At 34.8% G+C, this 13,292-nt stretch carries 12 protein-coding genes; 5 read left to right on the top strand and 7 right to left on the bottom strand.

Annotation, left to right across the window (positions count from 1 at the left end):
• Positions 1–78: 78 nt before the first annotated feature.
• Positions 79–1,047, bottom strand: coding sequence for an ROK family protein (locus tag HGP29_RS26465; protein WP_168885488.1), 969 nt, complete (start codon positions 1,045–1,047; stop codon positions 79–81).
• Between the two features lie 219 nt (positions 1,048–1,266).
• Between HGP29_RS26465 and HGP29_RS26460 the strand changes: the two genes are divergently transcribed.
• The 5 genes from HGP29_RS26460 (at position 1,267) to aspS (ending at position 7,921) form a co-directional block, all read left to right on the top strand.
• Positions 1,267–2,769, top strand: a complete 1,503-nt coding sequence (locus tag HGP29_RS26460) for a hypothetical protein (RefSeq protein ID WP_168885487.1) — start codon at positions 1,267–1,269, stop codon at positions 2,767–2,769.
• Positions 2,770–2,787: 18 nt separating this feature from the next.
• Positions 2,788–3,879, top strand: coding sequence for an ROK family protein (locus tag HGP29_RS26455; RefSeq protein WP_168885486.1), 1,092 nt, complete (start codon positions 2,788–2,790; stop codon positions 3,877–3,879).
• A 418-nt stretch (positions 3,880–4,297) separates the two neighbouring features.
• Positions 4,298–5,197 carry a glutamate--tRNA ligase family protein gene (locus HGP29_RS26450; RefSeq protein WP_168885485.1) on the top strand — a complete coding sequence of 300 codons (900 nt, stop codon included), beginning with the start codon at positions 4,298–4,300 and terminating at the stop codon, positions 5,195–5,197.
• Between the two features lie 270 nt (positions 5,198–5,467).
• A complete protein-coding gene (locus tag HGP29_RS26445) occupies positions 5,468–5,998 on the top strand; it encodes a Clp protease/crotonase-like domain-containing protein (protein WP_168885484.1) in 531 nt (176 codons plus the stop codon).
• Between the two features lie 165 nt (positions 5,999–6,163).
• Positions 6,164–7,921 carry an aspartate--tRNA ligase gene (gene aspS, locus HGP29_RS26440; protein WP_168885483.1) on the top strand — a complete coding sequence of 586 codons (1,758 nt, stop codon included), beginning with the start codon at positions 6,164–6,166 and terminating at the stop codon, positions 7,919–7,921.
• Between the two features lie 60 nt (positions 7,922–7,981).
• Here the strand turns inward: aspS and HGP29_RS26435 are convergent, their stop codons facing one another.
• The 6 genes from HGP29_RS26435 to HGP29_RS26410 form a co-directional block, all read right to left on the bottom strand.
• Complete coding sequence (locus tag HGP29_RS26435; protein WP_168885482.1) at positions 7,982–8,662, bottom strand: DUF2490 domain-containing protein; 681 nt, start codon at positions 8,660–8,662, stop codon at positions 7,982–7,984.
• A gap of 143 nt (positions 8,663–8,805) precedes the next feature.
• Positions 8,806–8,949 (bottom strand): hypothetical protein, encoded by a 144-nt coding sequence (locus HGP29_RS26430; protein WP_168885481.1) that lies wholly within the window; start codon positions 8,947–8,949, stop codon positions 8,806–8,808.
• Positions 8,950–9,265: 316 nt separating this feature from the next.
• Positions 9,266–10,261 (bottom strand): M28 family peptidase, encoded by a 996-nt coding sequence (locus HGP29_RS26425; protein ID WP_168885480.1) that lies wholly within the window; start codon positions 10,259–10,261, stop codon positions 9,266–9,268.
• Positions 10,262–10,307: 46 nt separating this feature from the next.
• Positions 10,308–10,769, bottom strand: coding sequence for a hypothetical protein (locus HGP29_RS26420; protein ID WP_168885479.1), 462 nt, complete (start codon positions 10,767–10,769; stop codon positions 10,308–10,310).
• A gap of 149 nt (positions 10,770–10,918) precedes the next feature.
• Complete coding sequence (gene der, locus HGP29_RS26415; protein WP_168885478.1) at positions 10,919–12,232, bottom strand: ribosome biogenesis GTPase Der; 1,314 nt, start codon at positions 12,230–12,232, stop codon at positions 10,919–10,921.
• Positions 12,233–12,252: 20 nt separating this feature from the next.
• Entirely contained in the window at positions 12,253–13,173 is a 921-nt protein-coding gene (locus tag HGP29_RS26410; RefSeq protein ID WP_168885477.1) for a lytic transglycosylase domain-containing protein, read from the bottom strand.
• Positions 13,174–13,292 lie beyond the last annotated feature (119 nt).

The following is a 13,292-nucleotide window of genomic DNA, read 5'->3' as shown; positions in this document are numbered from 1 at the left end:
AAATCACAAAAACAAAAAATCCCCTCTTGTAGCAGTAATGCATTAAGAGGGGACTTTTTTATATATTATATCGAATAATTAAGCTTGTTGCTTTTCATATTCTTGCCAAGCTAAAGCTGAAGAACCTAAGATAGCAGTGTTATCACCTTCTAAGTTCGATACAACTAAGCGAGTTTTTCCTTTAAAGATTGATAAGCAATTCGCTTCCATTGCTTCGCGAGTTGGAGAAGTGATGTAATCGCCTGCACTTGCTAAACCACCAAACAATACAATTGCCTCAGGGCTAAAGATTGCGATAGTATCTGCTAATGCTTTACCTAAAATTTCACCTGTAACAGCAAATGCTTCTTTTGCTAATTCGTCACCTTGCTCAGCAGCATCAAAAATATCTTTTGCTTCTAAGTCTTCAAATGTTTTATTAGAAAGTAAGCTACTACCGTTGTTATCTGCTAACAGTTCAAACATAGTACGCTTGATACCCGTTGCTGAAACATATGTTTCTAAACAACCTCTTCTTCCACAGCCACAGATACGACCGTCTTCAACTACGTTGATGTGTCCTAACTCACCAGCAAAACCATCATGACCGTAAAGTAAGTCACCATTTACGATGATACCACTTCCTAAACCAGTACCTAAAGTAACAACTAAGAAGTTTTTCATTCCTTGAGCAACACCAAACTTCATTTCACCTAAAGCAGCAGCGTTTGCATCATTTGTAATAGCTACAGGAACTTTGAAGTGCTCTTGCATTAAATCAGCGATAGCTACTTCCTCACCCCAACCTTTAAGGTTTACGGCTTTTTCAATTTTACCTGTATAATAGTTTGCGTTTGGAGCTCCAATACCTACTGCTACCATTTCGATTTCACCAGCTTCTTTTTTCAGTTCTTCTACTGTAGAAAAAACGTCTTTTAAGAAGTTATCGAATGGTTTGTCTGCACCTGTAGGAATGTGAGTACTAGCCAAACATCTACCGTGACGGTCTACAAAACCGATCTTAGTATTAGTTCCCCCAACGTCGATACCTAATGTAACTGTTGTCATGATAAGTATATATTTTTGAAAGTGTTCGTTTAATTGTTGATTTATTTCAATCGCGGCGGAATTTGTACATTCTTTTTCAATTTTGAAATGACTTTAATTATTTAAATGGAATTGATGTGACTTTTTTTTATAGATCATTACATTATTCGAATATTTCAGCAGTTTTTCATCATCATTTATGTAGATTTTGTTACAAATGAAAAATTGTAATAGCATTCTATGACCAAAAAACACTCTACCCTACTCATTCTTCTTGTGATTCACCTTTTCTTATTCTCCTGCAAAGAAGAAAAAACAGACTATAGTGTACAGTTCGACCAAAAAAATATAGTAAATGATCATTTCGAAGGCTTTGGAGTTCAATGGTCTACTTATATACATGCAGATGCTCCTAGAGATCCTTGGGGTTACTTAATGAAAGACCCAAAACGATGGCAGTTCTTATTTCAGAAATTAGACTACATGCAGCCATCAATTATTAGAATTCTTGATAACTCTCAAGATCGTTACTTTAGGAGGTTAGACAACAATGGTATACCCGTACTCAGTTTTGACAGACATGAGATGCATGCATTATATAGAGTACTAGATTATTGTCAGAGAGAGAATATTACCGTCATTTTAGGAGAATGGAACCCATCATGGCAATTCAACCAAAACAATTATGATCAATGGGTAGAAATGATTGGTCAATTTTTACATCACCTCATTAAGAAAAAAAAATATACTTGCATTAAGTATTATACAATTGTTGATGCTCCGAATACATTCAAAGCCAAGACTCAAGGAGATTGGGAACATTGGAAAGAAATAATAGAAATGCTTCATCAACAATTAAACAAGAAGGAATTAAATCAATATGTAAAAATTATGGGTCCAAGTTCTGATCCACAATGGAGTATGCCAAATAAAGATACTGAAGGAAAAGAATGGCTAGGTAAAACACAAAAGGAGCTACATGAAAAAATTGGTGCTTATGATATACATGCCATACTAACAGAACAGTCCATACTCAATGACCGCGTTGATTCTGCTTTGAATATTTCATCTGAATCTATTCAGCAATTAGCACATCCGCTATTTATCACAGAATATGCATTACAACAAAGCGATTCTGTGATTCATGATGGAAGAACAAGCCGAAACTCACAGTCTGCGGTATATACAACTAAGTATGCGATCAATACCACCGTAGGAAGTATTCAATTATTAAATGACGGAGCAGATGCTATTGTCGCTTGGAATTTAGATGATGCTATGTTTACAGAAGCGAGTGATGGGAACAAATCACAGCTGATAAGATGGGGTATGTTTAATTCTCTTGGAGATACTCTATATCAAGATTCGACCGAATTAAATAATCGACCTTGGTATTACACTTGGTCATGGATGTCAAAATATATTCCTAAAGGCAGTCGAATTATCAAAATGGATAATAAAAATCATCATAACTTTTATGCAGTAGGTGCTATTACATTAAATAATGAATATGTAACTTTGATGGTCAATTTAGCGGAAACAAGTAAAGCTATATCGGTTGAATTCCAAGATGATATATCTGAACTTGATTTTTACTGCTTTGAAATGAACGCTCATCAAGTATTTGATCAGCATTCGGTCATATTATCAAGAAATACAGATATCAAAGTGATGAATCACCGAAATTTGTATGTGAAAATGTCTCCATTTGAGGTGAAATTGATTACTACTGAACAGAAATAAAACTATACAATAACAACGATGTCAATACAAGAGAAAAAACAAATTGTCCTAACACTTGATGCAGGTGGCACTAACTTCGTATTTTCAGCAATGCAAGGCGGAAAAATGATCGTTGATCCGCATAGACTACCTTCTAACGGTGACAATCTAGAGAAAAGTTTACAAAACATCCTTGATGGCTTTAATCATGTCATCCAACAATTAGGCGATAAAAAACCAGAAGCTATCAGTTTTGCATTCCCTGGTCCTGCTGATTACCCGAACGGTATCATTGGCGACCTTCAAAACCTTCCTGGATACAGAGGTGGTGTGGCACTTGGACCAATGTTAGAAGAACAATTTGGTATTCCTGCATTTATTAACAATGATGGTGACTTGTTTGCTTACGGTGAAGCAATTGGTGGTATTTTACCAGAAATCAATGCTAAGCTTAAAGCAAATGGTAGCGACAAGCAATACAAAAATATTATTGGTATCACACTAGGTACTGGTCTTGGTGGAGGTGTTGTTTCTGACAACAAACTTCACATTGGCGATAACAGTATGGGTGGTGAAATCTGGTTGATGCCTTCGAAGGTATTAGACCATATCAATGCTGAAGAAGCTTCTTGTATTAGAGCTATACAAAGATTTTACAAAGAATTCTCAGGTGTAGATAATGCAGAACTAACACCAAAAGATATCTTTGAAATCGCAAAAGGTATCCAAGAAGGTGATAATAAGAGCGCACAAAAGTCTTTCGACACATTAGGAGAAAACTTAGGTGATGTTCTTTGTACTTTAGCCACAACTATCGATGCAATTGTAGTCATTGGTGGAGGATTATCTGGTGCTCACGAATTATTTATGCCAGCAACTTTAGCTGAGATGAAATCTAAATACAACTCTGGAACTGATCGTTTAGTAATGGAAGTATTCGACCTAACTAGCGAAACTGAGACAGAGAAGTTCGTGACAAATAACCAGTTAGAGATTAAAGTACCTTTCAGTGATAAAACTGTAAAGTATGATGCCAACCCTAAAATTGGTGTAGGTATTTCTTCATTAGGAACTAGTGAAGCGATTTCTCTAGGAGCTTATGCTTATGCCGTTGATCAATTAGAAAGTTAGTCAACTCTAGCACCTAACATAATACACTGCTGTGATTTTATTGGACTATATCAAGAAAAATGAACTCCGATAAAATTATGGTGGTGTATTTTTTTTACCTTTACTAACAGATAGAGAGCTCTTTACCTAATAAACATTAATTCACGATAATTATATCATACAAAATCTTGTCTTACTCGTAATAATAAATGTCTTAGGACATACAATACTAAATTCAACCTCTAAACTATAGTCTTATGGAATTACTTGCTTGTGTCTTCGTTCTTTCGTTAGTTTTCATGGGTTCATACCGTTTGATGGCTAAATCAAATTAATTTAATCTCTTGTTTTTATTGAATTAAATTAACCCGTACCCGTATCAACTAATTCGAATCTACTATGTACCTTTGTAGATATTTTCAATGAAATTATTATATCAATGCGTACGAGATTTGCACCAACACCTTCCGGTTATTTACATATTGGCAATGCCTATTCATTCCTTTTAACTTGGATTTTGGCAAGACAATCTGAAGATGGTCAAATACTTTTACGCATTGATGATATTGACAGTACTCGAGCTAGAGACGAATACATTGAAGATATTTTTCAAACCATTGATTGGTTAGGGCTAGATTATGATCAAGGCCCTTTTAGTGTAGATGACTTCAAAAAAAATTGGTCACAAGAATTACGCTATCATCGCTATCAACAAGCTTTTGACAAACTCAAAGAACAAGGCGATTTATTTGCCTGCAATTGTTCTAGAAAAGAAGTTTTTGAGCAATCTCCCTCTGGTTTATACACTGGTAAATGTAGAGACTTAAACCTCCCTTTCAGTAGTGACAATGCCGTAAGGATTAAAACTACGCCTACACCTATTTTATTAGAAGATTTATTTATTGGCGATCTTGCTATCGATGTTGATGCTGTTATGAAAGACTTTATCATCAGACGAAAAGATGGCCTTTTCTCGTATCAATTGGCATCACTTATTGACGATGAAGATGATGGAATTGATTTTATTGTTAGAGGAGAAGACCTTGTTGAGTCTTCAGCTGCTCAAATCTTTCTCGGAAATAAGCTCGAACTAGAAAACTTTGAAGAAGTAGAATTTCTTCACCATCCACTATTAGTTGATGAAAAAGGAGAAAAACTATCTAAATCTGATGGAGCTGATTCAATCAAAGCTTTAAGAGAAGGTGGTATGACACCCCAAGAAATTTATAGTAGCTTTGCTGAGTTCTACCTAGGCGAGGAAGTAGAAATCACACATATTGAACAATTATTAGATATCGATTTTATTGAGGAAGAAGACGAAGACGAATTCGATTTCTAATTGGTTCAATTCATTCCATTCTCTGTGTACAGTATTATAACATCACAAACTATAAGTGAATTTCAATTCATCTATTTACAAATATTTGTTATTAAATTTTAATAACCATCGTCACTTTATTTCCTTAAACTACTAATTACTTTTGTTATTGATAACGACGATGTATTAACGATCAGTAAGCGAAAACTATACATTAATATTTATCCAACTTCATATTGAAATAAATAACACCTTGATTTTCATCTACATACTATTTTACTAATCCATATTATGAACTACCAAAGTAAAATACACAGTATTCGCAAGAACAATGTTGTGACTATATATGTCCCTAATTTTTGTTTAAATGAATTATCACAGAAATTCACTTTAGATATTATTAATACCCTAGAAAAAATTAATACAGATACTAGCATTGATATGGTCATTTTACGAACGGTTCAAGAAAATTATTTTCTTCCAAAATTTCCCATCGATGACAAAAGCTTCAGTGCAAACAAGATTCTAAAAAGTGATTACTTTATTAAGCTGACGCAGATGATTCAAAACATGAGAGCAATGACTGTTGCAGTAATAGAAGGAACAGCTAATTTTATTAGTTCTTCATTCTTGAAAGCCTACGACCTTTCTTATGCCACAGAAAATACTGCTTTCACTAATAAATTGAATATCAATTCTTCTGAATTATTCTCTGCCAAGCAAGCTGAAGATCTAGGATTAATCACAAGAGTAGTACCCACAGATAAAATTGATATCACTCTAGATTACTTAATCAATACATATACAGTAGAGGACGAATAGAAATTCTTATCGTTTTTAGGGATATTTATGCGTTTTTTTCAAAAAAAATGAGAAAAAGGTGTGGGATGTCAAAAAAGGTTGATTAAATCGTTTCGAAGTGCGGTTCCAACTCCTTATTTTTGCGTTCGATAATTTCGACAAGACAGAAACAAAAAATAATATAAAATGCTTAGAACGCATAACTGCGGAGAACTCCGTGAAAGCCATATTGGGCAAAAGGTGACATTGAGCGGATGGGCACAAGCTATTCGTGATAAAGGTGGTTTAATCTGGATTGACATTCGTGACCGTTACGGTATCACTCAGTTGTTAATTGAAGATGATGGTAATGCAGCTGCAGCACTATTAGAAACTGCTCGTAAAGTGGGTCGTGAGTTTGTATTACAAGCTACAGGTGAAGTAATCGAAAGAGCGGCTAAAAACCCTAATATCCCTACTGGTAATATTGAGTTGCGTTTAAGCGATTTAGTAATTTTGAATGAGGCTCAAACTCCTCCATTCAAAATTGAAGACGAAACAGATGGTGGTGATGAGCTTCGTATGAAGTATCGTTACTTAGATATTCGTCGTAATCCTGTTCGTGAAAAATTAATTTTACGTCACAAGATTGCACAAGAAGTTAGAAGATACTTATCAGATCAAGATTTTATTGAAGTAGAAACTCCTGTTTTAATTAAGTCTACTCCTGAAGGTGCTCGTGACTTCTTAGTACCATCAAGAATGAACCCAGGTGAATTTTATGCTTTACCTCAATCACCTCAAACATTTAAGCAGTTATTGATGGTAGGTGGTATGGACCGTTACTTCCAAATTGTTAAATGTTTCCGTGATGAAGATTTACGTGCTGACCGTCAACCTGAGTTTACTCAAATTGACTGTGAAATGGCATTCGTTGATCGTGAGGATATCATCAACAACTTTGAAGGAATGATGCGTCACCTTTTCAAAATGGTGAAAAACATCGAACTTCCTGAATTCCCAAGAATGGAGTATGCTGATGCTATGCGTGACTATGGTTCGGATAAGCCTGATACTCGTTTCGAAATGAAATTCGTAGACTTAAACGATGTAGCTCAAAACAAAGGATTCAAAGTATTTGATTCTGCTGAGATTGTTTTAGGTATCTGTGCTAAAGGTTGTGCATCATACACTCGTAAGCAAGTGGATGAGTTAACGAAGTGGGTACAACGTCCTCAAATCGGAGCAAAAGGTCTTGTTTATGTGAAATGTAACGAAGACGGTTCATTCAAATCTTCTGTAGATAAATTCTACTCACAAGACGACTTGAAAGCATGGGCTGAAAAAGCAGGTGCTGAAGCAGGCGACTTACTATTAGTTTTATCTGGTGAGTTGGATACTACGCGTAAGCAAATGTGTGAGCTTCGTTTAGAAATGGGTGAGCGTTTAGGTTTAAGAAACCGTCAAGAATTCTCTCCACTTTGGGTTGTGAACTTCCCAATGTTCGAAAAAGACGAAGAAACTGGTCATTACCATGCAATGCACCACCCATTCACTTCAGTTCTTCCAGAAGATGCTGAAATCTTGAAAACTGATCGTTACAATGCGCGAGCAAATGCTTACGATATGGTCATCAACGGTGTTGAAGTTGGTGGTGGTTCAATCCGTATCCATGATAAAGGGGATCAAGCAAATATGTTCGATGCACTTGGATTTACTCCAGAAGAAGCACAAGAGCAATTTGGTTTCTTAATGAACGCGTTCGAATATGGTGCTCCTCCTCACGGTGGTATCGCTTTAGGTTTCGACCGTCTTTGTTCATTATTTGGTGGTGTGGATTCTATCCGTGACTTCATCGCATTCCCGAAAAACACTTCAGGTAGAGATGTAATGATCGAGTCTCCATCAGCTGCTGATGCTCAACAATTAAAAGACTTAAGTATCCAATTGGATATTAAAGAATAGATTCTTGAATATTACATTCAAAAGAAAAAAGCCAATCTACTTTATGCAGATTGGCTTTTTTTAATTGTAGAACTTTAATTTCTGAGTAATAAATAACTGAAACCTGTGTTCATTATTATGTCCATTTTTGGATAGATACATGTAACCTGACTGAAGGTTTAGTGTAGGTGTTAACTGATAACCCAACATACAATATGATCTATTCTGATTAAAATTCACATTAGGTGTTACATCCATCAGAATCTCATTACCAAAAGTTGTAAACACAACTCCCTTTTTCATAGTACGGTCCGTTAGTGGAATTCCAACTTGGAGTCTATATCTTGCTCTTGTCTTAAAATCGTTTTCAATTAACCTCAACTCATACCTATATCTATGCTGAAGATGAACCCTGCCCCAATGTTGAGTGGTTATAGCCTGTAAGGTTGTTCTATATTCTGAGGTATTAATTGATGGGTGATCAGGAGCTTCTTCAGACCAATTTGAATGATATTCTTGGCTAATACCAAACTGAAGATCATCTTTTACATAATAACTCAGAAAAGGCCTAACAAAAAAGCTCTGAGGTTCAGATATGAATTCATAGGTACGTAATTGTCCTTCAAAGAATAGTTCCCATTTAGGACTCAACTTATAAAATCCATTATATACATACCAAGATCCTAACTTATCATTTTTGTCTTGGGCTGTAGAGATTTGATTGATTAATAAAACCAGGAAAAAGATTATAACTTTTTTCATGACAGTAGGTAATAAATACGTTTTTAGTTTAGCATTCAACGAAATTTACATTGGCTTTATTTCTAAAACTAAATTTGTTATCTATCAATTGTTAATAAAAAAGCTGATTCACATTAACCGTAAATCAGCTTCCTATCTATTAATTATAATTTTTGCATTTCCCACTCGATCATTTGTGACTTTAGCCATTCTGTGGCTTTGTTCCACTTCTTTCGTTTTTTATCGTCTGATAAAATGGAGTTGATTACTTTTTGTTTTGCGATGGAATTTAAAGTTGAGTAAGTCATAATTTTAAAAAAGTTCAGCACAATGCTGTTTCTCAATATCCATAAATGGAAAATGAGAGGTTAAGTAATAATTTAATTCTATTTGCTACACACTAATTAAGCAGTCTTTCATAGGTTTGATTAGTATGAGGCGTTTCATTTAAAATTAAATTGAACAAACTTTCACTAATAATCCACTCTGAAGCATATTTCAATCAACAAATGTACATATAGCATCATTTTATGTACATATAGTACTGTTACTAGATAATCAACATAAAAAAGGCTAGTTCACTTATACGTTAAACTAGCCTTTTAATACTGTAAATTTATGTTTTTACTCGTTGTATAACACTTGTAATAATGTAACACCAACTGCTTCCAATGATTTTTTATCAATGTTTTCCATTGTATCATCTTGGGTGTGCCAGTGCTCAAAGAATGTATGCTGTCCTGTTGGATCAAGATCAATAATATCGATCATAGGGATCTTGGCAATTTCATTTACATATAAATGATCGTCTGTTAACTGAGGACCATTTTGCTTTAAAAACATACTTCCGAAACCTTTTCTTTCAGCAGTTTTCCAAACTTTCTTTACTATTCTTGGAGCAAAATACATTGATACGCCCTCTCTTAAGAAAGTTGGATTCTTTGCTCCAACCATATCCAATAAAATACCATAGTAAGCTTGGTAACCTTCTTTATGTGGATTGGCTGCCCAATATTTTGATCCCAAACAATATCCAGAATCCCCAGACTGATCTTCCTCAAATGCAGGTCTACCATAATCTTCTACATCGAAGAAGATTATATCAACACCAATATTTGGTTTAGTTGAAAAAGAATTGATTGCTCTTGCTACTTCTAGCAAAACACCTACCCCACTTCCACCATCATTGGCTCCCATTACGGGTTGGTTATGAACAGAAGCATCCTCATCTTGATCAGAAACATGTCTTGTGTCCCAATGTGCAGCTAAGATGATTCTTGTTTTTGCATCTGGATTAATACTACCAATAATATTTTTCCCGTTTAATGTTGTTCCATTATAAGCGGTAACCATTAAAGGTTGTTCTGTCACAATGGCACCAAATCGCTCCAACTCGTTAGCTATGTATGCTCCACACATATCATGAGCCATAGTATTGGGTACTCTTGGACCAAAGTCTACTTGTTTTTGAACATAGCTATATGCAGAATCTGCATTAAATACCGGTATAGGATTATCTTTAACAACAGCCTCAGTACTTGTATTATCTGAACTCCCTTCTCCACAAGAGAAAAGTGCAAAACAACATAAAGCTGCTATTATCATTTTTGTTTTAATCATCTTATCTTTTTCGAACTACTTTAACACTCCCCAAAGTTATAAGAAATTAATTCACTATGATATTAATTTTCGTAATATGCGTTGGTGATAAAGTAATTATTGAACTAGAGTCTAAGGAATGTTTTTTATGATTGAAATCTGGTAATCTAACTTTAGACTTCACTGGGGCATGCTTTTTTGCTATTGATATTACCAATTTATATACACCTTCACCAAAGTTATTAATTGTATTCATCTTAAGATCAAACTTTTCTTGAGTGCTAAATCTTACTAGATATACACTTAAATTATGCTTATTAAAAAAGTTATCAGATGGTTTTTCCCCATTAATCAATAACGATATATTTCCCAAAGTGCTAATCGAATCAGACACTTCCTGACTCACTTTTACTGCATAAGTTTTTGATGTTGATGGATTCTTAGGTGTAGTAGGAATTATCTCTTCTGTGACTGTTGAGCAAGAAAATAATAACCCAAAAAATAATATATATATGAATCTTTTTTTCATGAATGACGACAGATGGAATGAAATGAGTTCTAATTTTTTTAACGTCATGTATCTCATCAAGTTTACAGAAGACAAAAAAGCTGTTGAGACTTATCATAATAAACCCCAACAGCTTTAATATAAACAGTTTAACTGAACTAGTTAACTTTTTATTTTTCTTTGAATACAATACCCATTGGTACACCTTCAAAACCAAAATGCTCTCTAATTTTATTTTCCAAGAAAGACTTATAAGGTCCTTTTACATGTCTTGGATAATTTGAGAAGAACGCAAATACCGGAGTATGAATAGGCAATTGCGTAATATATTTCACTTTGATATGGTGACCACGGTGTGCTGGAGGTGGACGACGGTCAATCTCTCTACCAATGATTTCATTCAATGCTGAAGTCATTACTTTCATCTTACGGTTTTCGAATACTTCGATCGCCTTATCAATGATTTTTGAGATACGTTGTTTTTCCAATACTGAAGTAGTGATAATTGGAATATAAGAAGCTCCACCTAAACGCTCTTGAATTTTCTTTTCGAAATCTCTAGCAGTGTTAGTTTCTTTCTCAATCAAATCCCATTTATTCACCATGATGACAACGCCTTTCTTGTTCTTAATAGCAAGATTAATGATACTCAAGTCTTGAGACTCAATACCTCTTGTTGCGTCAAGAACAACAACACAGACATCTGATCTTTCAATAGCTTTGATCGTACGTAAATCTGAATAGAATTCTACGTTATCTTTTGCCTTTGTTTTTCTTCTTAGTCCGGCTGTATCAGTAAGGATAAATTCTTTACCGAAAGCTTTATATCTTGCATCTACTGCATCTCTTGTAGTACCAGCAATATCAGTAACGATACTTCTTTCTTTATTTAAAAGAAGGTTAGTTAATGATGATTTACCTACGTTTGGTCTACCGATCACAGAGATTCTTGGAATTTCTTCTTCTTCCTCTTCTTCTTCTTCAGGGAAATTAGATACTACTTCATCAAGAAGATCACCTGTACCAAAACCAGAAGCAGAAGCAATGGCCATTGGATCACCCATACCAAGTTCATAGAACTCTACAGCATGCATCACCTTTTCTGATGAATCTGCCTTATTAGCCACCAAATAGATTGGCTTTTGGCTTCTTCTCAGTAGTTGGGCAAAATCACGATCCAAATCTGTTAAACCTGTGTTTACATCTACTACAAATAGTAATACTGAAGCTTCATCAATAGCAATTTCTACTTGTTCGCGAATTGCTTCTTCAAAAGTATCTTCAGAACCTACTACATATCCACCTGTATCAACAACCGTGAATTTTTTCCCCGTCCATTCGGCCTGTCCATAGTGTCGGTCACGCGTTACACCACTTTCATTATCCATGATAGCGTCTCTGCGTTCCACCAAACGATTAAATAAAGTAGATTTACCAACGTTTGGTCTACCTACTATTGCGACAATATTAGCGTTTTTACTCATTTAAGAATTCTCTTTTCAGACTACTTTGCCTTCACCGGCAATGTAATAATATACGTATCTCCATGTTTAACAGTCAATTTATTTGACCTTAACCACGGATTGTATCTCTTAAGGATTTTATAGTTATATCCCTGTTCTTTTGCAAAGGTAGCAAGGTCAGGAATACTTTTCTTTATTTTTATCGATCTAAGTTCATGAGGCATATATAATTGATGCGTCGATAGCTCAAAATCATATTTCTCAGGATACATCATGATCTCTTTGAGCGCTAAGATACGGAATACATATCTTGAAGTTTCCTCATTCAGTAAAAGATCATAATAATTTTCTACTTTCTGATCTCTAAGACCTCTCTGAATACCAGATACTCCTCTGTTATAAGCTGCTGCAGCAAGGGTCCAAGAACCCAATTTTTCCTTTGCCTTCTTAAGATATGCACAAGCTGCATATGTAGCTTTTTCTACATGATAGCGTTCATCTACTTCTTTGGTTACCTTCAAACCATATTCTCTTGCAGTGCTCGACATAAACTGCCAGAAACCTGAGGCTCCGGCTCCCGATCTTGCGGTTCTCATCAAGTCACTTTCAATAATACACAAGTATTTAAAATCGTCAGGAACACCTTCTTCTTTTAATATCTTTTCTAATGTTGGTAACCATCTTTGTGCTCTCTTTAATACCAAAATTGTATGTGAATGCCAATAAGAATTTACATACAATTCACGATCAAAACGTTCGTAAACATCAGGATCTTCCAAGGGTACTTTCTCTCCACAAAATTCAAACTCAGAAGGCATTTCAACTTCATAACTTTGCTGATGTCCTTCTGCAACAATTACTTTCTCAGTAACCATTTCTTTTTTAGGAGAAATAAATTGTGGAGCATATGTCAATAAAACAGCTGACACTACTCCTAAAATAAACCACAAATATGATTTCATGCTTGATAAACAAGGAAATAGATTTAACAACAAAGGTCGGGTTATTTATTATTAAGATCTGAATATAAATGCATTAGTTAACAAATTATCTACCTGTTAAAGTTAAAGTATGGGTTAAA

The sequence above is a fragment of the Flammeovirga agarivorans genome (genome assembly GCF_012641475.1).
GTDB lineage: Bacteria > Bacteroidota > Bacteroidia > Cytophagales > Flammeovirgaceae > Flammeovirga > Flammeovirga agarivorans.
Note: the sequence above shows the minus strand (reverse complement) of the source record. Positions and strands in the feature narration are given on the sequence as shown.

What these genes read in the sequence shown, in the direction of transcription:
- HGP29_RS26425 (WP_168885480.1), bottom strand. Translation starts at nt 10,261, where the DNA reads ATGATTAAAACAAAAATGATAATAGCAGCTTTATGTTGTTTTGCACTT.
- HGP29_RS26430 (WP_168885481.1), bottom strand. Translation starts at nt 8,949, where the DNA reads ATGACTTACTCAACTTTAAATTCCATCGCAAAACAAAAAGTAATCAAC.
- HGP29_RS26455 (WP_168885486.1), top strand. Translation starts at nt 2,788, where the DNA reads ATGTCAATACAAGAGAAAAAACAAATTGTCCTAACACTTGATGCAGGT.
- HGP29_RS26460 (WP_168885487.1), top strand. Translation starts at nt 1,267, where the DNA reads ATGACCAAAAAACACTCTACCCTACTCATTCTTCTTGTGATTCACCTT.
- HGP29_RS26435 (WP_168885482.1), bottom strand. Translation starts at nt 8,662, where the DNA reads ATGAAAAAAGTTATAATCTTTTTCCTGGTTTTATTAATCAATCAAATC.
- HGP29_RS26450 (WP_168885485.1), top strand. Translation starts at nt 4,298, where the DNA reads ATGCGTACGAGATTTGCACCAACACCTTCCGGTTATTTACATATTGGC.
- aspS (WP_168885483.1), top strand. Translation starts at nt 6,164, where the DNA reads ATGCTTAGAACGCATAACTGCGGAGAACTCCGTGAAAGCCATATTGGG.
- HGP29_RS26410 (WP_168885477.1), bottom strand. Translation starts at nt 13,173, where the DNA reads ATGAAATCATATTTGTGGTTTATTTTAGGAGTAGTGTCAGCTGTTTTA.
- HGP29_RS26420 (WP_168885479.1), bottom strand. Translation starts at nt 10,769, where the DNA reads ATGAAAAAAAGATTCATATATATATTATTTTTTGGGTTATTATTTTCT.
- HGP29_RS26465 (WP_168885488.1), bottom strand. Translation starts at nt 1,047, where the DNA reads ATGACAACAGTTACATTAGGTATCGACGTTGGGGGAACTAATACTAAG.
- HGP29_RS26445 (WP_168885484.1), top strand. Translation starts at nt 5,468, where the DNA reads ATGAACTACCAAAGTAAAATACACAGTATTCGCAAGAACAATGTTGTG.
- der (WP_168885478.1), bottom strand. Translation starts at nt 12,232, where the DNA reads ATGAGTAAAAACGCTAATATTGTCGCAATAGTAGGTAGACCAAACGTT.